20 protein-coding genes and 1 pseudogene are annotated in these 22,885 nt (G+C 69.6%); 11 read left to right on the plus strand and 10 right to left on the minus strand.

All coding sequences use genetic code 11. From position 1 onward, the window contains the following. Positions 1 to 8 precede the first annotated feature (8 nt). Positions 9 to 965 (plus strand): thiopeptide-type bacteriocin biosynthesis protein, encoded by a 957-nt coding sequence (locus LC193_RS13825; RefSeq protein ID WP_226074389.1) that lies wholly within the window; start codon positions 9 to 11, stop codon positions 963 to 965. A 251-nt stretch (positions 966 to 1,216) separates the two neighbouring features. On the opposite strand, the gene LC193_RS13830 is transcribed toward LC193_RS13825, so the two are convergent. From LC193_RS13830 to LC193_RS13845, 4 genes and pseudogenes are all read right to left on the minus strand, one after another. Then, positions 1,217 to 2,167 (minus strand): hypothetical protein, encoded by a 951-nt coding sequence (locus LC193_RS13830; protein ID WP_226074390.1) that lies wholly within the window; start codon positions 2,165 to 2,167, stop codon positions 1,217 to 1,219. Between the two features lie 1,024 nt (positions 2,168 to 3,191). Continuing rightward, positions 3,192 to 3,644 (minus strand): annotated as a pseudogene (locus LC193_RS13835) (tyrosine-type recombinase/integrase); the annotation flags it as partial. A 43-nt stretch (positions 3,645 to 3,687) separates the two neighbouring features. After that, positions 3,688 to 3,939, minus strand: a complete 252-nt coding sequence (locus LC193_RS13840; RefSeq protein ID WP_226074391.1) for a hypothetical protein — start codon at positions 3,937 to 3,939, stop codon at positions 3,688 to 3,690. Between the two features lie 69 nt (positions 3,940 to 4,008). Beyond that, complete coding sequence (locus LC193_RS13845; protein ID WP_226074392.1) at positions 4,009 to 4,251, minus strand: hypothetical protein; 243 nt, start codon at positions 4,249 to 4,251, stop codon at positions 4,009 to 4,011. On the opposite strand from LC193_RS13845, the gene LC193_RS13850 reads away from it, so the two are divergent. From LC193_RS13850 to LC193_RS13880, 6 genes are all read left to right on the plus strand, one after another. Beyond that, positions 4,238 to 4,810 (plus strand): SDR family NAD(P)-dependent oxidoreductase, encoded by a 573-nt coding sequence (locus tag LC193_RS13850; RefSeq protein WP_226074393.1) that lies wholly within the window; start codon positions 4,238 to 4,240, stop codon positions 4,808 to 4,810. The two genes, LC193_RS13845 and LC193_RS13850, sit on opposite strands and share 14 nt — an antisense overlap. Positions 4,811 to 5,209: 399 nt before the next feature. After that, positions 5,210 to 9,802 carry an AAA domain-containing protein gene (locus LC193_RS13855; RefSeq protein ID WP_226074394.1) on the plus strand — a complete coding sequence of 1,531 codons (4,593 nt, stop codon included), beginning with the start codon at positions 5,210 to 5,212 and terminating at the stop codon, positions 9,800 to 9,802. Then, complete coding sequence (locus LC193_RS13860) at positions 9,799 to 10,785, plus strand: hypothetical protein (RefSeq protein ID WP_226074396.1); 987 nt, start codon at positions 9,799 to 9,801, stop codon at positions 10,783 to 10,785. Before LC193_RS13855 ends, LC193_RS13860 begins: the two co-directional genes overlap by 4 nt. Positions 10,786 to 11,343: 558 nt before the next feature. Then, positions 11,344 to 11,559, plus strand: coding sequence for a type II toxin-antitoxin system VapB family antitoxin (locus tag LC193_RS13865; protein ID WP_226074398.1), 216 nt, complete (start codon positions 11,344 to 11,346; stop codon positions 11,557 to 11,559). After that, positions 11,556 to 11,978, plus strand: a complete 423-nt coding sequence (locus LC193_RS13870; protein ID WP_226074399.1) for a PIN domain nuclease — start codon at positions 11,556 to 11,558, stop codon at positions 11,976 to 11,978. The genes LC193_RS13865 and LC193_RS13870 overlap by 4 nt, the downstream gene beginning before the upstream one ends. A 577-nt stretch (positions 11,979 to 12,555) precedes the next feature. Beyond that, entirely contained in the window at positions 12,556 to 12,777 is a 222-nt protein-coding gene (locus LC193_RS13880; RefSeq protein ID WP_226074400.1) for a hypothetical protein, read from the plus strand. A 112-nt stretch (positions 12,778 to 12,889) separates the two neighbouring features. Here the strand turns inward: LC193_RS13880 and LC193_RS13885 are convergent, their stop codons facing one another. Beyond that, a complete protein-coding gene (locus LC193_RS13885; protein ID WP_226074401.1) occupies positions 12,890 to 14,014 on the minus strand; it encodes a serine hydrolase domain-containing protein in 1,125 nt (374 codons plus the stop codon). 151 nt (positions 14,015 to 14,165) lie between these two features. Further along, positions 14,166 to 14,570 carry a DUF5997 family protein gene (locus LC193_RS13890; protein WP_226074402.1) on the minus strand — a complete coding sequence of 135 codons (405 nt, stop codon included), beginning with the start codon at positions 14,568 to 14,570 and terminating at the stop codon, positions 14,166 to 14,168. Between the two features lie 59 nt (positions 14,571 to 14,629). Between LC193_RS13890 and LC193_RS13895 the strand changes: the two genes are divergently transcribed. Both LC193_RS13895 and LC193_RS13900 read left to right on the plus strand, forming a co-directional pair. Then, on the plus strand, positions 14,630 to 15,394 hold the full coding sequence (locus tag LC193_RS13895; RefSeq protein WP_226074403.1) for a LysR family substrate-binding domain-containing protein: 765 nt from the start codon (positions 14,630 to 14,632) through the stop codon (positions 15,392 to 15,394). Between the two features lie 397 nt (positions 15,395 to 15,791). Beyond that, on the plus strand, positions 15,792 to 16,475 hold the full coding sequence (locus LC193_RS13900) for a glycoside hydrolase family 11 protein (RefSeq protein ID WP_226074405.1): 684 nt from the start codon (positions 15,792 to 15,794) through the stop codon (positions 16,473 to 16,475). Positions 16,476 to 16,535: 60 nt separating this feature from the next. On the opposite strand, the gene LC193_RS13905 is transcribed toward LC193_RS13900, so the two are convergent. Next, positions 16,536 to 18,635: a restriction endonuclease gene (locus LC193_RS13905; protein ID WP_226074407.1), complete on the minus strand. Its 2,100-nt coding sequence runs from the start codon at positions 18,633 to 18,635 to the stop codon at positions 16,536 to 16,538. 183 nt (positions 18,636 to 18,818) lie between these two features. Here LC193_RS13905 and LC193_RS13910 point away from each other — a divergent pair, with 183 nt between their 5' ends. Then, positions 18,819 to 19,448, plus strand: a complete 630-nt coding sequence (locus tag LC193_RS13910; RefSeq protein ID WP_226074409.1) for a proteophosphoglycan 5 — start codon at positions 18,819 to 18,821, stop codon at positions 19,446 to 19,448. Between the two features lie 167 nt (positions 19,449 to 19,615). Then, entirely contained in the window at positions 19,616 to 19,981 is a 366-nt protein-coding gene (locus LC193_RS13915) for a PH domain-containing protein (RefSeq protein ID WP_086159759.1), read from the plus strand. 65 nt (positions 19,982 to 20,046) lie between these two features. On the opposite strand, the gene LC193_RS13920 is transcribed toward LC193_RS13915, so the two are convergent. The 3 genes from LC193_RS13920 to LC193_RS13930 all read right to left on the minus strand — a co-directional run bounded on the left by LC193_RS13920 (position 20,047) and on the right by LC193_RS13930 (position 22,862). Then, a complete protein-coding gene (locus LC193_RS13920; protein ID WP_226074411.1) occupies positions 20,047 to 21,132 on the minus strand; it encodes a glutathione S-transferase family protein in 1,086 nt (361 codons plus the stop codon). Positions 21,133 to 21,318: 186 nt separating this feature from the next. Then, positions 21,319 to 21,810, minus strand: a complete 492-nt coding sequence (locus tag LC193_RS13925; RefSeq protein ID WP_226074413.1) for a cupin domain-containing protein — start codon at positions 21,808 to 21,810, stop codon at positions 21,319 to 21,321. Then, complete coding sequence (locus LC193_RS13930) at positions 21,807 to 22,862, minus strand: PLP-dependent cysteine synthase family protein (protein WP_226074415.1); 1,056 nt, start codon at positions 22,860 to 22,862, stop codon at positions 21,807 to 21,809. Before LC193_RS13930 ends, LC193_RS13925 begins: the two co-directional genes overlap by 4 nt. Positions 22,863 to 22,885: the final 23 nt, after the last annotated feature.

Below are 22,885 nucleotides of genomic sequence, written 5' to 3' on the forward strand. Positions count from 1 at the left end.
ATGACGAAGTGGACCACAAGGACGCCTCCACGATGGAAGACGCCATCCTGTCCGTCCTGACCGGAACGCCGGTGGGCGAAGCCGCCCCCAGGGCGGGCGTCTCCCCGACCCGGCTCGCCGAGATGGCTGACCGCTACCGCAGCGCGGGCCTGGCCGCGCTCGATACCCAGCCTGCGGGCTGGCAACAGGTGAACATCGAGTTCGCCGACTACCCCACCGCGGAACATGCCTTTCGTGATTCCCTCTTGCCGTCCCTGCGTACCGGCCCGGTCGGAGCTTGGTGGTTCGTGCGCAAGTACCCCTGCTGGCGCCTACGCGTCCAGCCGGACACGGACGCGCGGAGCGAGGACACCGTCAGAAACATCGCCGAAGCTCTCGACCACGCAGCATCCCGAGGCGTTGTCGAACGATGGTGGCCCTCCCTGTACGAGCCTGAGACGGTCGCGTTCGGCGGCCCGTACGGCATGACGCTCGCGCACGCGTTGTTCCATACAGACAGCGTCGGAGTTCTCGACTACCACCAGCAGGCGACAGACGGCAGCGGCGATCTCCTGGGACCTAAAGAGACGTCTTTTCTTCTCATCACCACGCTCCTGCGCGCCGCCGAACTGGAGGGGGGCGAACAGGGAGACATCTGGGGTCGAGTCGAAGCAAGCCGACCACTACCCCCTGACGTGCCTCGCAACCAAATCGGTCGCATGGCGCACCCACTGCGACGCCTCCTCACCCTCGACACCGACGCGCTTCTCTCCGACGGTCCCCTGACGCCACTGCGAACCTGGTTCACCGATGTGCGGAGCACCGGACGAGCCCTCGGAAACGCCGCCCACGCCGGCAAACTTGACCTCGGGCTGCGCAGCATCCTGGCCAGGCACATCCTCTTCCACTGGAACCGCATGGGCTTCACCACCCGCCAACAGTCCATCTGGGCACGCGCCGCGCGCGAGGCGATCCTCGGCCGCTGACCGAAGGGGCTCCATCCCGCGGGCACGTCGTACACATGCACCGTCAAGCACGCCCGCAGCGCCAATGACAGGGCAGGGGCCGACCGACCAGTCGCCACCCTTTGGGGCCCGCATCCGCTTCGACATGCCCCAGCACAAGGGCCGGAACGAGGGCTCGCACCCGAACCATGCCGACCCACGAGCAGCGCTGCGGGGTGAATTCCCAGAGGCGCTCAACATCTAGGTCAGCAGGGCCCGCGCTTTCGGGCCGATCAACCAAGCAAATCATTTCCAGACTGCGCCTTCAGCCAAGCCTCGATAAGCATCGACGCCTCCCTCTCCTCATCCGCAGACCGTTCCAGATCCTCTTCCCATTTCACGTCGCGAAACAAACCTCGTTGTCGCCATTCACTCAGGGGCGCTTCGAGGTCCTCACCATTAGCCTCCTCAACAACACGCCTTGCTGCGCTATAGACCAGTCGCAACTCGGAGCCGACAACATGGTAATCGTCGTGCACCGGAAGCGTCTGATCATGTAGGGGCAAATCTCTATCCACCTCGACATATCCGAGATAACTGGCAACTGCCTCACTCATCACCTCGTGCAGATCTGACGCCTGCTCCTGACTGAGCCCAGAAACAGTAGAGACAGCGAGGTTGCAGGACCTGATGAGGGTGGTGAGACCCGGCACCGTAAAGGACTTCCAGAGCGCGGGGTCCCGAGCAAGGAAATGCGCAGCGAGGTCAGAAGCCGAAGCACCGTCATTGCCGAAGATCAGACTTGCAACGGCCACACCCAGATCACGTCGATACTCGGGAACAACCCGCGAGACCTGGGTCAACACGTCTCGGTCGACCTGCCCCGGCAGCACCTTATCTTCATCAAATAGCAGAGCGATGCTCTTGCCGCTCACACTTCCCCTTTCCCGTGCTTGATCCTCATTGACCTGCGATAGCCGCGACATCGACAACTCGTTACGAAAGTCTGCCGATGCCAAACCAGATGGCACTGGAAAAATAGAGTTCTTCGCATACTCAAACTCAGCCTGCGCCGGCGTCTCCGGCTGCCCGAACACAAGCGCGGAGATCCGAATGCATCCCCCTTCAGAGACCGACGCAACGGATCCAATACCCGAAAACATTAGGGGCTCCCGGGCAGCTTCATGGAGCGTTGTAGTCGCTGTCGAAGTCGTCAGCCAACGCGGGTCGAAGGTGATAATCACCCTCCTTGCCCCGATTCGAAAAACGAGGTGGGGATCCCTAGTTAGGACTCCAGTCGGCTCCTTCAGCGGAACCTCGGGCGGGTTACTGCAGCGCATAGCGCTTTCAAAGGAGATCAGGAGGCCACGATGCACCCTCTCTGCCGTACGTTCGCAGAGCGTTACCGCCTCCGCATCCCATGTCTCAAATAAGGGGCGAACGATTCGAACGAACTCCCCCGGCGCCATACCCTGCCCCCTGAACGGCTTCGTGCTGTCGAGTCCGGCCCTCCTTGCCGCAGCCGCCACCGCGTCGCTCTGTGTAAGCATCGCCATCCGCGGCAGATTGACCAAGTCAACACTAGAGAACCGGGCCCGCCAAATCTGTGACGACCTGCGCAATTCCTCGGCGAGGTCCTGGTCCGTAGCCTCGGCTATCGACGGTGGATTCGTCATCGTGATGTTCACGTCGCCGTGGATCGCCCCTGCCTGGATAGCTGGGCCCGTCACCTGTCCGGAGATCTCGTTCCTGACACTGGACGGCTCCGGAGAGGCGCCCTCTCCACTCCCTACTTGCCCCACCTGTTCCTCCCCCTCATGCTCACCCCATGTGATCAGCCCTTAGAGGGGCAGTAAACACCATCTGCCCTACCCGTGAGGAGCATTCAAAGCAATCCGCAAGCTATCGGGACTGACAGTCAGGCAAGGCTGCTCGTAGTGGCTACGGAGAAACAGTCTTCCCTCTCAGGGCCGAGTGCAGACGAAGCCTTGGGAGCCTCTCGCCGAGCGCACGACGCAGGGACAGCCAGCAGCGCTGGTCTCAGTTCTGGTCTCATTCGCCCCCTCCGGGGCTGTCCGGACGCGGTCAGCCTGGTCACTCCGACGCACGTCAGGACGCCGACAGCCTCTGCCGGACGCCCATACGAACAGTTGGAAAGCGTGTTGGGTTCACACCCTCACGAGTTCGAATCTCGTATCCTCCGCCCAGCTCTCACCGGGCTGACCGAAGGCCCCGCGCCGCCTCCACGGCCGGGGCCTTCGTTGTGCCTCAGCCCCAGTTGCCCTGGTTTTTGTCCACAGCGGGTGCGGCCAGGGCTCTCCAGACGGTGTCCGCGATCTTCTGGGCCACGTCCTTGAGCATCGCGTCGGGCTCATGGAGATACCTCGCCCGCATGCGCGCGGGAGTGCCCGGTTCCCATCCCATGATCTGGTCGATCACGCGGTCCGGGACGCCGAGCAGCATCAGCACAGTGGCTGAGGTGTGCCGAGCGTCATGCAGGCGAGCTGCCCGCACGCTCGCGTCCGTGAGTAGCTGCTTCCAGTCGTGGTAGTTCGTGTTCGGGCTCAGCGGGCCACCGAGACGCTTGTTGAACACGTAGTCCGACACGACCCACAGGTCACCGGCCGCCTGGCGCTGGCGCGCCTGCGCATCGGCGTGCTTGCGGAGCATGTGGGCCTCCAGGGGCGCTGAATGACTGATTGCCCAGCGACCTGACTCCGCCGAACCCCGGGCACATCAGGGACTCCACAAATCTCGGTACGGCTCAGTCATCGTCCTCAGCCAGGGCGACCCAACCGCGCCGAACATCGCCGACCCGCTGTGCTGGCTCGACCTCCAGTACGCCGGACGCAACACGCTCGCCGGTGAGATCGTCATCCTCCTCTGGTACTTGCTCGACATGGGCGGATGGCCTGTGCCGACCTACCAGCCCGACGTGTAGGCCCGCACGCTGCCGCTGCACCTGCCCCCGATCACCACCCCGCGCCTCGAACACGTCGACCACGACGAGCGCCACCGCCGACTCGAAGTCACTTACACCTGGACGGTCAGCGCCGGACGCCAGGCAGCGATCGGCCGTCTGCTGCTACGCATCCGAGCCGACCTCGGCCCAGCGGCCGGCCTGAGCCCAGACCGATTCCTTGCCCAGATCCGCCACTTCCTGGCGCTTCGGATCCTCGGTGTCATTCCGCCTTCCCGCCTCACCGGCCACGACCTGCTCCTGCTGTTGGCAAAGCTCCCCGAGGCCCACGACCCCGAAGCCGCCAACGAGACCTTCACCCGAACCCAGCCCGCGCCCGCCACCGGCCCCGACGATGACCGCGCTCACGCCGCTTGAACTGCCCATCGCCGCCCTCCCCCTACAGGGCAGGGTCGCCCTGGTCACCAGCGGAGCCACCGGGATCGGCGCCGCAATCAGCCGAGCCCTGGCCGCCGCCGGAGCCTCCGTCGCCGTCAACCACCTCGCACAGATCCACCAGGCCCGCGCCGTCCTCGGCGACGTCCGCCGCGAGAGCCGCACGGGAATCGAGGTCAGCGCCGACCTCACCGACCCGAACGCCGTCGCCGCGATGACCAGCCAGGTCGAATCCGAGCTCGGCCCGATCGACATCCTCGTCAACAACGCCGGCACCTACCCCCGCACCCCTTGGGAGGACCTCGGCGAAGCGGAATGGGACGGCGCCATCGAGTCCAACCTCACCATCCACTACCTCACCTGCCGGGACCGCACCGGCCCCGAGTTCAGCCAGGGAGGCCGAGGCGAGTACTTCCTGGAGGACATCCCCCTAAACACCGAAGCCCTCGACGCGATCAACCTCCCGCCCCAGGAGATCGCCTCCGTCCTCCGCGAAGCCGTCGAGCGCGGGGAACTTCTGGCAACCAGGTAACAGGCGAACGCAGTCGTCGGGCATCTCTGGGTGTCCGACGACGTCAGTCGAGAGCTGCGCGGACCACGAGGCTGAGCGTCAACGTATAGGCGACGCGCTGTCCCTCGACAACGGCCGTGACACGGCCGCCGCCAGACTTCCCCCGGGCAATATTCAGACAGAAAGGACGAGTCGGATACTGCTCGAACCAGCAGATCGGTACTCGAACTGGCCGATGTTTCCGCGAGCACCTGGGTGTAGCCAGGTAGCCACCAAAGGTCAGCACGACCTGTTGCCTGATGGATCCATCATGGCGATCATGACCGGATTCATCCGCCGACAACTTGCGACGTTTGCCCTGTGACCGACTTCCACACATCCTGAAAGGCTTTCTACAGACGGCAGTTGGAGGAGTAAGCCTTGAAACAGCCAGTGCTGCGCGCAGATGATCCGCAGGTTGTCAGGCATACGCGTGACCTGGTCGAGTTCCTGCGGGAATTCGTACGCAGTTCCTACAAGCCGGTGCGTGACTGTTCGAAGTACAAGCAGGTGCTCTGGCTTGCCGAATGCCCCGACGAGCTCGTTCCCGCGAAGCTGGCAGCCAGCGGGGTGCTGTTCAAGGTCAAGCACTATCCGGTACGACCCGCGCCGACAGTTCCCGACGTGTTGCAGGGCTGGATCGAGCCGCAAGACGTGGCCTCCGCAACAGCCGGGGACCCTCATTTGGCTGACGTCGGGCCCGGCCGCGGTTATGCGGAAGACGAGGACGGCAACACCTACGAGACCGACGAGATCGCCAGGGAAGACGCCCTGGAGGTACTGAGCGCCTACAGCCGCTGGCTTCCCGAGTGGAGGCGCTGGGCCCAGCGTGAGCAGGCGGAAGAGCCGTACCGGCAGCTACACCGCCGCCTCTACCGCATGGCGACCCAGATCCAGCGGGAGGGAGAGGTCTTCGAGGCAGTCCTGAGTACCGGACTGTTGTCCTTGGACCGTGGGAGCAAGAGGGAGCGGGTGCACAGGCATGTTCTGACGGTCCCCTTGGTGCTGGCTGTGGACCCGGTGACGATTCACATCACAGTCTCGCTGTCGGACGGTGACAGCCCGAGGCTGGAGGACGGGGACTTCCTGGACGAGTCCCACGGCTACACGGCACAGTTGCTCAACGCGCTGCGGTCCCGGGTCGAGGAAGACACCTTCCACCCTCTGTCCACGGATGCCCTGGAGGTGCTGCGTTCTTGGTGCGAGCGGGCTTTCGGCATGGAGCACGCGGCCCGCTTCGACGATTCCTGGAGCCGCCCGGACGAGACTTCCCCCGCCGAGCCCAGCGTCTCGTTCACGCCGGCGATCGTGCTGCGCGAGCGCGGCCAAGGGGCGCTGGTCACGTTCTACGACGGCATCGCCCGCCGATTGGCTCGACCGGGCGCTGTGAGCCCTCTCGGGCTCGCGCAGTTGCTGTTCCAGATCGAGCCTGAGGAGCGGACGGGCTGGGCGGCTGGAGGGGCGGGAGGTTTCGAGGCCGCGCTCGGACCAGATCCGTTGTTCCCGCTCCCGGTCAACCGAGCACAGCGCGAAGTGCTGAGCCGGTTGCAGAAGGACACTGGTGTCGTGGTCCAGGGACCGCCCGGGACCGGCAAGACCCACACCATCGCCAACCTGATCTCGGCACTTCTGGCCGACGGCAAGCGGGTCCTGGTGACCAGCGAGAAGGCACAGGCGCTGAGGGTATTGCGCGACAAGATCCCACAAAAGCTGCGCCAACTCTGCGTCCTGCAGGGAGATTTCAGGTACGAGGGTGGCGACGAACTCGGGCAGTCCGTCCGGTCCCTGTCCTATCTCAGTGCCTCGGTGACAACCGATCAGCTCGCCGAACGCATTGAGGGGCACCAGCAGGACCGGTCGGACCTGGAGAAACTGCAGGTCGAACTGCGCGCGGACCTGCGTGACCTGCGGGAGGCCGAGTGGGTTGAGCACCTCGAGTCCGCAGTGGCACCGGGGTACTCCGGGCGGCTCGCAGAGATCGTTGCACTGGTCTCCGGGCAAGAGGCGTCCTACGAGTGGCTTCCCGAGCTGCCAGCGGCTGCATCTACTCGTCCACCGATCACGGCCGAAGAAGCCCAGCGGCTCCTCGGACTCGTGGGACGTCACGGTTTCGAGGTGCTCACTTCGCGTGCCTTCCTGTGTCCTGCCCCCGAATCCCTGCCTGCTCCGGCCCGGTTCGAAGAACTCGTGCGAAGTCTGCAGGCCGCTCTGGAGGTGTCAGGGAGCGCGCCCTCGGAAGCGTCGCTGACGATGGCGGAACGAGGAGAGAAATTGATCGACACCGTCATCAGGCTCCTCGACACCGCTGAGCGAGCGCTCCAGCAGGAGGGGCTGCCAGCCGATCCGGTGACGTGGCCGCAGGACCATTGGGAGACCACCGCGCTGGTCGACGGCATGTCTGACAAGCGTCAGCAGCTATGGGAAGGGGTGCGCCGCCACTCCGCCCGCGCCAAGGAGAAACGTGACCAACTGCTCAGCATGCCTCTGATGGAGGTCGTGCTGCCGCAGGTATCGCAGACCGAAGAGCCGCACCAGCGGGCGGCTGCCCGCGAGTTCGCGCAGTATCTGAGGACAAACGGCCAGCCGAGCAGATGGGCGCTGAAGAAGCCCTTCCACAAGCAGGCTCGTCCCCTGCTGGAGAACTGCCGCGTCGACGGCCGCGTCCCGCGGACGGCCGAAGAGGTGGAGGCCGTGGTCGTGCACCTCGAACTGCGGGAGTGCGCGCGACAGCTCCAAGAGCGCTGGAAGGCCTTCCCTTTTCCAAAGGTTGAGGGCGACTCAGAGGTGCTCCTGTCCGAGTTGTTGGACCGCTACACGCTGTTGCAGGCGGTGGACTCGTTCACCGGGGCGGCGCGTTCCGTGCACGACGCTCTGGTAAAGGCCGGGGTGAAGGGGCTCATGGTGCGGTCCCCGGAACAGTGGAACGAGGTACGCCAGACGGCCGAGCGCGCGCGGCTAGTGCTGTCAGCCAGGCTGGCGGAATGTGAACTCGCTTCCTTGATCGAGTCGCTTCCCAACCCGAGCGGCGCCGATGTACCCGAGTTGGCCGAGGTCCACCGAGCAGCGTCGAACCGTGACGCAACCGCGTACGCCCGGGCGATCGACGCCGTCGGAGCTGCCTACCTGCGGGAAGCCGACCGGAGGCAGGCGTACGAGCTGCTCACACATTTGCAGGAGGGACTGCCCGAACTCGGGCGCGCGTTCGCCACGTCGCCCACCGACCCGCAGTGGCAAGGCCGGTTCGCGGCGCTTGACCAGGCGTGGTCCTGGCAGCTGGCGAAGCGCTTCATGGACCGCATGCTGTCTCCGGGGCGAGAGCCGCAGCTCGAACGCGAGCTCGCAGAGGTCGAAGCGCAGCTCAAGGGTGTCAAGGAACAACTCGCTGCGGACCGGGCGCTGCTGCACTGCCTCAGTCGGATGACCACCAGGCAGAAGCAGGCGCTGAGCGCCTACGCCACTGCGATGTCGCATGCCGGCCGGGGTGCCACGGCACAGGGAAAGCGGCATCTGGCCGCGGCCCGGTCCGCGATGCGTGACGCACGGGGAGCGGTGCCCGCGTGGGTCATGCCGCTGCGTCAGGTGGTCGAGATGCTGGATCCGGAACCCGACGCGTTCGACGTCGTCATCGTCGATGAGGCCAGCCAGGTCGGCTTGTCCGGGCTGCTGTTGCTGTGGTTGGCGCCCCGGGTGATCGTCGTTGGTGATGACAAGCAGTGCGCACCGTTCTACACCGGCAACAAGCACGACCAGATCAACCAGAAGGTCGATGAGCGGCTTGCCGGCTTCACCGACTGGCAGCGAGACGGCTTCAACCCGAAATCGAACCTGTACGAGTTGCTGTCCGCTCGCTTCCCCGAGGTCATCCGGTTGACCGAGCACTTCCGTTGCATGCCGGAGATCATCAAGTGGTCCTCGCAGCAGTTCTACCCGGACAACGAGTTGGTTCCCCTGCGCCAGTACGGCGCCGACCGGCTGAGGCCCCTGGAAGTCGTCCATGTGCGCGAAGGCTACTGCGAGGGGGCGCGTGAGCGCCTCGTCAACCGGCCCGAGGCGGAACGGCTGGTCGGCAAGCTGCGGGAGCTGATCAGCGACCCTGCGTACGCGGGTCGGAGCATCGGCGTCATCGTCCTGCGGTCCGGTGCGCAGACACGGTTGCTGGAGGACCTGATCGATGCGGAGATCGGTCCTGAAGCAAGTGAGCGACACAACATCCGAGTCGGGACCGCCGAACAGTTCCAGGGGGACGAGCGGGACGTGATCCTGCTCTCCATGGTGGTGGACGGCGACCACGCCCGGGCGCTGACCGGCTTGAACGACGGCAGGCGCTTCAACGTCGCGGCGAGCCGTGGCCGTGATCAGATGTGGCTCTTCACCTCCGTGACCCCGGACCAGCTGAGTAGCAAGGATCTGCGACACTCCCTGCTCACCTACATGCAGAACCCGCCGGCCCTGCACCCCGCACCGCCGACCTTGGCGGCGGTCACTCCCGATGAGAGGTGCGACCCGTTCGACTCGCTGTTCGAGCAGAAGGTCTTCTTGGAGATCAGGCGGCGCGGGTACCACGTTCTTCCCCAGTGGGAGGTCGCTGGCAAGTTCATCGACCTGGTCGTGGTCGGGGAGAACGCGCGGCTGGCCGTGGAGTGTGATGGCAGCCCTCACCACACCACCAGCAAGAAGCGCCAGGAGGACTACGAGCGTGAGCGGGACCTGCGGCGTGCGGGATGGACGTTCTGGCGAGTGCGCAGCAGCGAGTTCGCGCTGGCACCCGACCAGGCTCTCGCACCCCTGTGGCGCAAGCTCGCAGCGCTCGATATCCAGCCGGGCACGGCCGGATTCGAACAGTTTGCCTCTGATGGGGCGAGCACCTGGAACCCAGTCGCCTTGTACGACGAGGCGCAGGACGCGGACGTTGATGACGAAACGACCGATGACGAGGATCTGTCCGCCGATGACGCCCGAGGAGACCTGACATGAGCCAGTCGTTCGACGAGAGCGTCCTCATCGAGATCGCCTCCTTGATCTGCGGCGACGATTCACCGCTGCTGTACCGCAAGGGCTACGAGATCGCCGAGTTCCTGCGCCGCGCGAAGTGGGAGGACGTCCCCGACCCCGACGGCACACCGCGGCACCAGTGGACGCTCGGGCTGCTTCGCGAACACCAGGAGGAGGGCGAGGGCGATACCCTGAGGGCAGTGCTGCGACTCGCCGACCGACGTGAGTATGTCGGCCAGCCACGCGAGTACAAGGCCACTGTCGCCCGGCTCGACGAAGTTCTGGCCCTGGAAGGATGGCGAATCGGCTACGCGGAGGGACAGCCGATCCTCGTACCGGTCGAGGCCGGTGCCAACGAGCCAGTGCGGATGCCCAGGGTCGAACTGCAGGTCTCCGTGTCGCAGGTCATCAGCGACCCGGCGTTGGCAACGGCAGTCCAGACCAGGCTCGACGAGGCGCACACGTGTTACGAGCACAGTGCGTACACGGCAGCCGTGATCATGCTGGGCAGCCTCTTGGAAGGGGTTCTCGTGCACGTCGCCCAGGTGCGCGCAGTTACTCGGACGTTGAGAAAGCGACCGGAGGACATGGGTCTGAAGGAGCTCGTCGATCTCGCACACGACAACGGTTGGATCGAGCACGACGCGAAGCTGGCTTCGGAACTCGTGCGACACTACCGCAACCTGGTGCATCCAACGGCAGAACGACGAACCGGACACGGGCCCAACCGCGACACGGTCGACATGTGCTGGCCGGTTGTCAACGCAGCTCTCAACGACCTGGCTGCTACTGCGTCGGCTGCACCCGCCCGGCCGGGACCCTCAGCCCCGCCCATCTCCGGCACGAATCACCCGACCCCGGCATCCGTCGCCCGACCTCGACGTCCTTCCGGGCCGACCGACGGACGGCCAAGCCGTCCGCGTGCCGAGGCGGGGCCCGCACGGACGACGACGAATCCCGGATGACCTGCAGACCCGAAACCGTTCACCTTGCCTGCGCCTCGGCAACCAGAGAATCGGACGGCTGACCAGGTGCGAGGTGGACCGGACCGGCCACGAGTCCCAGGCGGCGTGGTCTCAGATCTGGTCTCATTCACCCCCGTCCGGCCGGGTTCGGTCGGCGCCAAGCGGATCGCTCCACCGCAGGTCAGAACGAGTGTGAACCCCGACGGGCGGCGTTCGAATCTCGTATCCTCCGCCAGCTCTCACCGGGCTGACCGAAGGCCCCCGCCGCCATCCACGGCCGGGGGCCTTCGTCGTGCCGTCTCGGTTTCCGTCTCAGTTGCCTGCCTGGTCCGCCAGGAGCGCGCTCCCTACCTGCCCCGCGACCTTCTTCGGCACGGCCCCGGTCACGTGCATGTACCGCGCCCGCATCCGAGCCGCCCCGCCGGGCTGAGCGCTCGGCCATCCGACTGCTCACCGCCCGGCGCCGCCGGACGCCCCGGACCCCGATCCGCTCGGCGGCACCGCAGAACCTGGCGAGATATACTTGGTCGCATCTTTGATATCTACGGAGGTGTACAGATGAGCCGGACCGTGATCGACCTCGATGATGAACTCGTGGCAGACGTGGCCAAGGCCCTCGGCACCAGCACGAAGAAGGAAACCGTCAACACCGCCCTGCGTGAGGTACTGGAGAACCGGCGGAGAGCACTCGCACTCACCCGGCTGCGGGCCGCCGCCGACGAAGGAGCCTTCGACCTGGACCTTTTCGAGGACAAGGCGAACTACCGTCGGTGAACGCCGCCCAGTTCCTGATCGACACCAGCGCCCTCGCCCGGTTCCTGCGCGGCGACGCCGAGCAGCACGGGTGGGACCAGGCTGCCGCAGCCGGGCTGATCGCCACGTGCCCGATCACCGAGCTTGAGTTCTTCTACAGCGCACGTTCCGCCGAAGACCGCGCACAAGGCATCGAAGACATGCGAATGATCTTCAGCTGGGTTCCGGTTGACGATCGCGCCTACACGCGCGCCTGGCAGGTACAAGAAGCCCTCACCCGGCGTGGGCAGCATCGCAGTGCGGGGGCCGTCGACCTCGTCGTGGCGGCGACGGCCGAGCTCCAGGGACTCACACTGCTGCACCGTGACCGGGACTTCGATTGCGTCGCCGCCGTCACCGGGCAGGCACTCCAGTGGTACGGGCCCGCCCCGGGCAAGTAGGAGGCACGTGGTCGCCGTTCTGGTCGCGTTCACCGGTGTGCCGAGGTGTTCAGAAGCACTCATGCTGGTGGCTACGCCGCAGGTCAGAACGGTGCGGGGCGGGATGGCGCCGGTGCTGGCGAACGTCGGACGCGAGTAACGTCTCGGTGCGCGGATCCTCGCGGGTTGCGGCCTGTTCGGTGATCAGCGTGGCGAACCCCCGGGCCGTCACGCGGTGCGCGAGTCGTAGTGCCTTCGTCTCCCGTCCGGTCCAGCGAGCCATTTCCGTGGCAGCGCCCCTGGACAGGGTCGCCCGGCAGGCTCATGTACGCGTCGCGCAGCGACGCCGGCACGGGGTGCTCGGTCGGCAGCGCGGTGTCGTCGATGGCCGAGATCGCCCGGACGCCGATGCTGGTGTTGGTGGCGAACGCGGCCCGCATGCCGTGTGCTTCGGAAAAGGGCCTGGCAGCGTCAGGCGGTCGGGGCGTTCGGCGTTCCGTGCCCCGTTGGGTGCGAGCGCTCATCGGACGTGGCCGTGGCCGACGGCGCGCCGTCGAGGCGGGTGTGGACGGCGGCTGGCGGGCGCATACTGGCCGCAATGACGAAGTCAGCCGCGCCCAAGCGCCACTTGCCCACCAGTCCCTTCAAGGCCCCGGTCACGCCGCCGCCCAAGCAGTTCGCCGTGGACGACCAGGTCACCCACGACATGTACGGCCTGGGCCGGGTGATCGACATCGAGGAAGGAGTCGCCGTTCTTGTCGATTTCGGCCCGGTGCGGGAGAGGATTCCGAGTCCTTACACCAAGATGAGCAAGCTGTAGGACCGTGTGCCGGCCGGGGCGCCGTCGTCGGCCGCACGCATGTGCGGGCGGCGGTCTCCGGCCGAATGCGCCGAGCCCCGCGCCGAGGGCGCGGGGCTCGGTGGGGGCCGGGTCAGCGGGGTTCGGTGCAGAGGGCGGCGTCCGCCGCCGCGTGGAGGCGGTCGCGGGTCTCGCCCGGCATGGCCATGCTCGTGGTGTACACGGTGACCGTGCCGCCGTCGGGTCCCGGCACGTGGCCGCCGGCCACCGAGTCGCCCGGCAGGTCGCCGCCGTGGCCCCAGTAGACGCCGCCGCAGCTGAGCGGGAAGCTGGCGACGCCGTAGCCGTAGCGGCTGCCGGCCGGGTGCATGCCGTCGCCGCCGATGGCGGTGGTGTCGTGGGTCATCAGCCACACCGCCCAGCGGGGCAGCAGCTGACCGTCGAACAGCGCGCGCCAGAAGGTGTTGAGGTCCTCGGGGGTGGAGACGAGCCCGCCCGAGGCGCCGAACAGGTGGCCGGGCAGTTCGGTCAGGTCCGTCGGGCCGGCCTCGGGGTCGGCCGGGTGGACGCCGTAGTTGTGGGCGTGCGGGCCGCGCAGGCCGAGTTCGCCGCGCTCGGGCCAGTACGTGGCGTCCATGTGCAGCGGGCGCAGGATGGTGTCCTCGATGTAGGTGCGGAAGTCCTCACCCGTCACGCGCTCGATGATCATGCCGAGGACGAGGTAGTTGGTGTTGGAGTAGCCCCACTGGGCCCCGGGCTCGAAGGCGGGCTCCTGCGCGAGGGCCAGCGCCAGCAGGTCCTCGGGGGTCTGGTCCTGGTCGGACCAGTCCATGTGGGCGACGTGCTCGGGCAGGCCGCTGGTCTGGTTGAGCAACTGCCGCACGGTCACCCGGCTGTCGGCGAGCTGCGGCACGTAGCGGCCGGCGCGGTCGGTGAGCCCGAGCTGCCGCTCGGTCACCAGCCGCATCACCGCGACGGCGGTGAACGACTTGGTGTTGCTCGCCACCCGGACGCTCCCGTCGGCCCCGACCATCGGCCGCCCGCTGCCGGTCTCCGCCGTGCCCGCGGTCCACGTCCGCGACTCGGTGTGGGCGAGCACCCCGGGCACGCCGTTCTCCGCCACCAGCCGGTCGAGCTGCCGCTGCACGGGGTCGGTGCCGCCGCCCGGCTGCCCGCCTCCGGCGGCCGCGACGGGAGCGGACACCGCCAGCAGGGCGGCGGCGACGGGAGCAACAGCGGTGATGCGGCGGCGGTTCACGATGGCCTCCTGGTGCGTCCGAACAAGTGCTTAAAGCTTCTCGTTCGGCCGACCGCGGGACATTGGCCCGCGACACCCGGATCACCGTGTACTTATCTGCACCCCCTCCGGTGCGCATGGCCACCCGCCGCGCCGCGGCGAGCGGCGCGGGTCAGGCGCGCCGGTGGCCGGTGGCGTCCTCGCGCGCGGCGTTCTTCTCCTTGACGCGCGCCGCCTCCTTGCGCACCTCCGCCTGGGTGGCGCGTTCCCGCAGCAGCCATGCGGGCTGCTCGCGCTTGAGCGCCTCGATCTCCTCCGTGGTGAGGGCGTCGGTGACGCCCGCGCGGGCGAGCCCCGCGATGGAGACGCCGAGCTTGGCCGCCACCACCGGCCTGGGGTGGGGGCCGTCGCGGCGCAGCTCGACGAGCCACTGCGGCGGGTCGGTCTGCAACGCGTTCAGCTCGCCGCGCGAGACGACGCCCTCCTGGAACTCCGCGGGGGTGGCCTGGAGGTACACCCCCAGTTTCTTCGCCGCGGTGGCGGGCTTCATGGTCTGGGTCGTCGGTCGCGGGCTCATACCGCCAAGGGTAACGAGCGCGTGCGGTGGCCTCGACCGCGAGCGGATAGCCTGGCGCGATGACCGGCTCGGATGCGCCCTCCTCGTTCCGCCTCGCGTACGTTCCCGGCGTGACGCCGGGCAAATGGGTCCGGATCTGGAACGAACGGCTGCCCGACCTGCCGTTGCACCTCCGCACCGTGCCCTCGGCCGAGGCGGCCGACCTGCTGCGGCGGGGGGAGGCCGACGCGGGGTTCCTCCGGCTGCCGGCCGACCGGGCGGAGCTGAGCGTCATCCCCCTCTACACCGAGACGACGGTGGTCGTGGTGCCGAAGGACCACGCGGTGGCGGCGGTCGACGAGGTGGCGCCCGAGGACCTGGCCGACGAGATCGTGCTGCATCCGCTGGACGACGTGCTGCCGTGGGAACGGCCGCCCGGCCGCCCGGCGCGCGAGCGTCCCGCGACGACGGCTGACGCGGTGGAGCTGGTGGCCGCGGGGGTGGGGCTGCTCGTCGTCCCCCAGTCGCTGGCCCGCCTGCACCACCGCCGCGACCTGACCTACCGGCCGATGCCAGGCGCCGCCGAGTCGCGCGTCGGGCTGGCGTGGCCGGAGGAGAGGACCACCGACCAGGTGGAGGACTTCATCGGGATCGTGCGCGGGCGCACGGTCAACAGCTCGCGCGGCCGGCCGACCCCGCCGCAGCCGAAGGCGAAGCCCAAGCCCAAGCCCAAGCGCGCGGACTCCGGCGGGGCGGGGCGGGCGGGAACGGCCGGCCGGAACGCGCGGCGCGGCGGCGGCCCCAAGGGCGACCGGCGCGGGAAGCCGCGCCGCCGGTCCCGCTGAGGCGGCCTCCGGGCCCCCGTGCACCATCCGGAACGACTCCGATAATTTTCATGTGACCGGGCCGAAAATCCGGAACGTGCGGCGGCGCTGCCCCGGCCGTGCGCACCTCTGATCGGCCTCAAAGGCGACTGAACAGTCACTATCCCTTTTCGATGCTGGGCGCCGAACGCCGGAGCGTTCCGGGAATCTTGCGGAAGTCGTTGACAGCTCCGCCGGGCCGGAGCACTGTCATGGCAACGACAGCGGCAGCCCTCGCCGGCCCCGGTCACGAGCCGCACGACGACCGGTGGCGCGCCGGGCGGCCCCCCGCGAACGCCCTGGCCCCGCCCCGGACTTCGAAGGCCCGCCGGTCGTACCACGCTGCCCGGCCGCCCGCCGGCCCTCACGAGGAGGAAGCATGGACAACGCCAACCACATCCCCGCACGCCCCATCAGCCGCAGGAGCCTCATCGGCGGGGCCGGCCTCGCGCTGACCGCGTCGGCCCTGGTGGTGCCGGGCGTCGCCAACGCGCAGACGATCACCAACAACCAGACCGGCACGCACAGCGGCTACTACTACTCGTTCTGGACCGACGCCAACGGAACGGTCTCGATGACGCTGGGCTCCGGCGGCAACTACAGCACGACCTGGAGCAACACCGGCAACTTCGTGGCCGGCAAGGGCTGGAGCAACGGCTCCCGCAGGAACGTCAACTTCTCCGGGAACTTCCAGCCCTCGGGCAACGGCTACCTGTGCCTCTACGGCTGGACGTCGAACCCGCTCGTCGAGTACTACATCGTCGAGAACTGGGGCGACTACCGGCCCACGGGCGAGCACCGGGGCACCGTCCACAGCGACGGCGGCACGTACGACATCTACCGGACGATGCGCTACAACGCGCCGTCGGTCGAGGGCACCAAGACCTTCCCGCAGTACTGGAGCGTCCGGCAGGCCAAGCGGATGAACGGCGTCGTCTCCACGGGCAACCACTTCGACGCGTGGTCGAGGGCAGGCATGGGTCTCGGCCAGTTCCGCTACTACATGATCATGGCGACCGAGGGCTACCGGAGCAGCGGCAGGTCGAACATCTGGGTGAGCTGAACGCCGCCTTCGCGGGCGAGCGCGGCCGGGTGGGGGCGCACCCCCCGCCCGGCCGAGGCGTCATTCGCTGTCGATGCCGTAGTCCGCGATGAGGTCGGCGAGGCCGCCCGGGTAGCCCTTGCCGCCGGGCACGAACGTCCAGTCGCCGCCCGCCCGGCGCCTGAAGGAGCCGAGGACCAGGGCGGTCTCGCCCGGGCGCCCGTCCGAGACGTCGAGCCGGTCGAGTTCCGCACCCGAGGCGTCGGCCAGGCGGATGTGTGCGCCCGTGAAGCCCGACAGGTCGGCCTCGGGGCCGGCGGCCGGGTCGACGGCCGCGGCGAGCACGAGCCGGTCGGCGCGTTCCGGCAGGGCGTCGAACGCGACGCGCAGCGCGGCCCTGTCCGGCCCCGAGGCGGGCACGGAGCGGAGCGTACCCTCCGGCGTCGCGGGGTTGTTGTAGAAGACGAAGTGCTCGTCGCTGAGGGCGCGTCCGCCCTGGCAGAGCAGCGCGCACACGTCGAGCGCGACGGCGCCGCGCCACGCCATGCCGAGGACGTTCTCCTCGGCGCCCGCGCCGGCCGGCGCGGGCGCCGGGTCCTGCGCCCGGGGCCCGGCGGCGGGCGGGCCGGGGGCGCCGAGACGGCCGGAGAGCCCGGCCGCGTCGAGCAGTTCGAGCAGCTGCGGTCCGCCGATGAGCGTCAGGGGCTTTCCGTTCGCGAACGCGTACGAGCCGGGCCCGAAGCCGGACGTGGTGACCAGGATGCCCTTGTTCGCGCCCGCGGCCTGCACGGTCCCGTACAGGTCGCGGACCGCGCTCGGCGGAACGGTGGCCCGGTAGCGCTTGGCCTGGACGATGATCCGCCCGCCGCTGACCGGGTCGGGGTCGAGGGCTTCGACGTCCACGCCCCCGTCGTTGCTGCGCTGGGTGGTGACGGCGCGCATGCCCCTGGCCCTGAACAGTTCGGCGATCAGGTGCTCGAACGCGACCGGGTCCATGGCGAGCAGGTCGGGCACGTCGTCGCCGAGCGCGGTACCGCCCTGGCCGACGTCGGCGGGCCGCGGGCCGGGCGCGACGGCGGCGTACTGGTCGGGGCGGGCCGACAGCCGGCCGCCGAGGCCGTCCACGAGGCAGTCGACGGCGTTCACGCGCGCGAGGTCGAGTCCGTCGAACGTCGCGCGCGGGACGGTCACGGCGGCCAGGACCAGTTCCGCGCGCCGCCCGGTGGCCGGGTCGTGGTCGTCGACGAACCCGTTGAGCACCACGGAGTTCAGCGCGCGCGAGGCGTCGGCGGCGAACAGGTCGCGCAGCACCAGCAGCATGCTCTGCGCCAGCACGTCCCGGTAGAGGGCGCGCCGCTGGGCGGCGGGTCGCGCGGTCTCGCGCTCCTCGTCGGCCGAGGCGACGTACCGCACCGACCTGGCCTCGGGGACGACGGCGAACGCGGGCAGTTCCCAGTCGAGCACGAGCGTTCCCGCGGCCCGGTCGAACGACGCCTCGACGCGGCGCGGGAAGTCCTCGGGCCAGGCCGCCGCCGCGTACAGGGCGGCCGTGAAGAACTCCTCGACCGCCTCCTCCTCGCCGCGCGCGAGCCGGTCGCGCAGCCGGGCCACGCCCTCGTTGTGGTGGCGGATCTCCGCGATCCGCTCGTGCGCCCAGCGGTCGTACTGCTGCCGGTAGCCGGCGAGTTGGTGCTGCCGCTGGGCCTCGGCGGCCTGGGCGGCGCGCAGGTCGTGCTCGTACCTGGCCCGCGCCTCGGCCTCGGCCCGCCGCCCGGCCCCGAACGACCAGCCGCCGCTCTGCGCCCGGTACCGCAACGGGTCGGGCACCGGCACCGGCACGCCGAGCGGGCCGGGGTCGAACGGCTCGACCGCCTCGGGCCTCAGCAGCGCCTCGGTGCGGAACGCGGGCGCGGCGCAGCCGGCCGCCAGCAGGCCGGTCAACGCGGTGACGCGCGCCTCCAGTTCTTCCGTGCGCCGGCGCGCGCTCGCCTCGCGCCCGCGCCGGTGGGCGGCCTGCTGCTCCCGTTCGGTGCGGGCGCGTTCGCGCTCCCAGGCGCGCTGCTGCCGTTCCTGCTCACGCTGCTGCTGCGACCAGGCCCGCTGCGCCGCCTGCGCCCGCAGTTGCTGCTGGCGCTGGGCCTGCGCCCATGCCCCGACCACCCCTTGAGAACGACGACCCATGCGGCCCCAGCCCTTCCCCTGCGGGACTTCACCGTCCCGGCACACCGCGCCGGCCTCGTCACCGGCACCGACACTCAACCTATGAGATGACCCACGAGGCGGGCACCGGGTTGCCCGCGCCCCGGCGGGGCCTAGTGCCGGGCCACGGAGCGTTCCCGGTGCGAGGAACGGGAGGGGAACCCCATGGAGCGTGTCGCGCTCGACCTGCCCGCGCCCGCCGCGCTGCGGGGGCGGTGGGCGGCCTGGGCCGCGGTGCACCGCGCCGGGCGCGCGGGGCGCGGCTGCCGCGCGGCGGGGCCGGTGTGGCACTACGACGACGGCGGGGGCAACTGGCTGGAGCTGCACCACCTCGACGGGGGCCGGGCGGTGCTCGTCGGGCACGACCACGAGTGCTCGCCCGAGCCGGAGGAGGGGATCGACCTGCTGGCCGGGGCGCCGGAGTGGTGGGCGCCCGTGCTGCGGGCGGCGGTGAGGGAGTACGAGTTCGTCGGGTTCCTGTACGGGTTCGACGGCGCGGCGTGGTCGCGCGCCCCGTACGAGGTCGACGACGGCTTCCGCGCGGTGAACCTGCCCGCGCTCACCCGGGAGGCCACGCACCGGCGGATCGCGGACGCCTGCCGGTACGACCCGCGCGGCGGGCGGCGGGACGCGTCGCGGCCCGCGCCGTCCGAGGCCGCGGTCGACGCGCTGATCGCCGCGGACGGGGACGTCACCGAGGAGCTGCTGGCCGCGGTCGTCGGCGCGGGCGACTGGGAGACGGCCGCGGGCGCGGCGCACGCCCGGCGGTTCCTGGAGGCTCACGCGCCGGTGTGAACGGGCGCGCGCCCCAAGGCCGTTCGTACCGAACGGCCGTCGCGCCGGGCGCGCGCGCCGCGCACCCCGGGGCAGGACCGAGGCGGTCGGGCCCTGCGGGCGGCGCGTGCCGCGGGTTACAGTGCGGAGGAAAGCGCACCGGGCACTCTCAAGGGCGGGGGACTGCTGTGGCACTCTTCGGGAACGCGCACACCATCGATCCGGTATCGGCGCAGCAGGAGTACGCGCGGCTGCTGGGTCAGGGCGAACAGGTCCACGCGGCCTTCCAGTTGATCCGCGACACGATCCTGTTCACCGACCGGCGGCTCATCCTCGTCGACAAGCAGGGCATCACGGGCAGGAAGGTCGAGTACCACTCCATCCCGTACCGCAGCATCTCGCACTTCGCGGTGGAGACGGCGGGGACGTTCGACCTGGACGCCGAGCTGAAGATCTGGATCTCGGGCGCGGCGACCCCCGTGGAGAAGACGTTCACCAAGGGCGTCGACATCTACGAGGTGCAGGCGATCCTCACGCAGTTCGTGACGCGCTGACCGCCCGGCGGGCCGCGCCGCGGGCGCGGCGCCGTGCGGCCCAGCGGTCAGGGGCGGCCGAGCGGTCAGGGCCGGCCGGCCGGCGGCACCTCCTCGACGGCGGGCGGCGGCCCCGGCGGCGTGCCGTCGCCGAAGGGCCGGCCGCCGAGCTGCTCGCGGTGGTGCGGCCCCAGCCAGCCGGAGAGGTCGGGCCCCGCCGGCAGCACGCCGGTCGGGTTGATGCCGGTGTGCACGAGGTAGTAGTGCCGTTTGATGTGGTCGAAGTCGACCGTGTCGCCGAATCCTGGCGTCTGGAACAGGTCGCGCGTGTAGGCCCACAGCACGGGGTCCTCGGTCAGCTTGTTCCGGTTGCACTTGAAGTGGCCGTGGTAGACGGCGTCGAAGCGGACCAGCGTCGTGAACAGGCGGATGTCCGCCTCGGTGATGGTGTCCCCGACCAGGTAGCGGCGGTCGGCGAGCCGCCGCGACAGCTCGTCGAGCCGGCGGAACACGTCCCGGTAGGCCGCCTCGTACTCGCCCTGATCGGTGGCGAACCCGGCCCGGTACACGCCGTTGTTGACGTCGCGGAAGACGCCCTCCATGACCTCGTCGATCTCCTCGCGCAGCGCCTCCGGGTACAGGTCGGGGGCGCCCTCGCGGTGCAGGGCGGTCCACTCGGTGGCGAGGTCGAGGGTGATCCGCTGGTAGTCGTTGGTGACGAGCACGCCGGTCGGCACGTCGACGACCGCGGGGACGCTGACGCCGCCGGGGTAGCCGGTCTCCCGCGCGTCGTACGCCTCGCTCAGGAAGCGGATGCCGAGCACGGGGTCCTTGCCGCCGGGGTCGAGCGTGAAGCGCCAGCTGCGGTCGTCCTGGATCGGGTCGACGACGGCGAGCGACAGGGCGGCCTCAAGGCCGAGCAGCCGCCGCGAGATGAGGGCCCGGCTCGCCCAGGGGCAGGCGCGGCTGACGACGAGCCGGTACCGCCCGGCCGCCACCGGCCAGCCGTCGGCGCCGTCGGCCGTGACGCGGTCGGCGAAGTGGCCGGGCGACCGGCTGAACTTCTTCCTGCCGTACTGGGAGTTGCCGTCCCCGCCGCCCGCCGCGGTGTCCTGTCCCTCACTGGTCGTCTCGCCGGTCCGGTCGCCGGTCCCGTCGGTCGTGCCGCTCATGATCGTGTCCTCGGGTGGTGTGTGCGTGGTTCCGGTCGCTGCCCGGACTGGCAGTGAATGCCCACGTCCGGCCGTTTCATGCCGACCGTCACCCGCTCGCGCGAGGCGTTCCCCGGGAACGCGCGGGGCCCCGCCGGGCGGAACGCTCCGCCCGGCGGGGCCCGTGCGCCGGGCGGGTGCCCGGCGTCAGTGGCGGCCCCAGCCGGGGGCTGTTCCGTCGAGGGTCAGCTCGAACTGGTCGTAGCGGGCCATGAGGTCGAGCAGTTCGTCCTCGGTGGGCCGGTTGCCGTCGGCGTACAGCTCGGCCAAGCCCCGGAAGTACTCCTCGCGGTTGATCGCGGGGGTGAAGATGATGAGCATGGTCGCCTGGTCCTGGTACGGGTTGCGGAAGCCGTGCGACATGTTCTCCGGCACGTTGACGTACGTGCCCGGGGGCGCGGCGAACGTCTCGCCGTCCAGGTGGAGTTCGACGACTCCGTGCAGCACGTAGAACGCTTCGAGCTGTTCGCGGTGGACGTGCGGCGAGGCGCCGGGCGCGCCCGGGTCCATGCGGTGCTCGAAGATGCCGAGCCGGTCGTCGGTCTCGCCGCCGACCGCCTTGAACGTGGTCTGCGTGGTCGTGCCGATCTGCACCTTCTCGCCGTCGCCGGGAAGCAGGATGCGGGGCAGCATGGTCATCGGGACTCACTCCTCTGGTCGGCGGTGCGGTCGGTGGCGGGCTCGGTGGCGGGCTCGGTGGCGCGTTCTGTGGCGGGGCCGTCGGGGCGTTCGGCGGCCGGCTCGGCCGGCGGTTCCGCGTCGAGCCACGAGAGGTAGCGCTCGCCGGTGTCGGGGAACAGGCCGACGAGGGTGCGGCCCGCGTGCTCGGGGCGGGAGCCGACGACGCGGCAGGCGTGCGCGGCGGCCCCCGAGGAGACGCCGACCAGCAGCCCCGCGGTCCTGGCGAGCAGCCGCATGGTGGCGAACGCGTCCGCGTCCGACACGGTGACGACCTCGTCGATCACGTCGGTGTCCGTGGTGGCCGCGAGGAACCCGCCGTTGAGACCGGGGATGCGGTGCAGGCCGCCCCAGCCCTCGCTGAGCACCGGCGAGGACGCGGGCTCGACGGCCACGACGGTCAGGTCGGGGTTGCGCTCCTTGAGGTAGCGGGCCGTGCCGGACAGCGTTCCCCCGGTGCCGACGCCGCACACGAAGACGTCGACCCTGCCCTCGGTGTCGGCCCAGATCTCCGGGCCCGTGGTGGCGTAGTGGGCCTGGACGTTGTCGGGGTTCTCGTGCTGGCAGGCGAACCAGGAGTCGGGCAGCGAGCCGTGGATCTCCTCGGCCTTCTCGACGGCCGCCGCGTAGCCCTCCTCGTGCGGGGTGAACACGATCTCCGCGCCGAACGCCCGGAGCAGCCTGATCCGTTCACCGGTCGCGTTGTCGGGGAGCACGATCACGCACGGGTAGCCGCGCGCGGCGCACAGCGCGGCCAGGGAGATGCCGGTGTTGCCCGAGGTGGCCTCGACGACGGTGCTCACGCCGGGCAGCAGCGCGCCGCGCCGCTCGGCCGCGTCGAGCATGTAGAGGGCGGTCCTGTCCTTGACGCTGGACAGGGGGTTGGCGGATTCGAGCTTGGCGTAGACGGTGGTACCGGCGTGCGGGAGACCGAGGTCGAGCGCGATGACGGGGGTGCCGCCGATCAGGTGGTCGAGCGTTGCGGCGGGCCTCCGGGGGGTCGAGGTGAGCATGGTGTCCTCCGTTCGGTCGGCGG

Source organism: Streptomyces marincola (genome assembly GCF_020410765.1).
Lineage (GTDB): Bacteria > Actinomycetota > Actinomycetes > Streptomycetales > Streptomycetaceae > Streptomyces > Streptomyces marincola.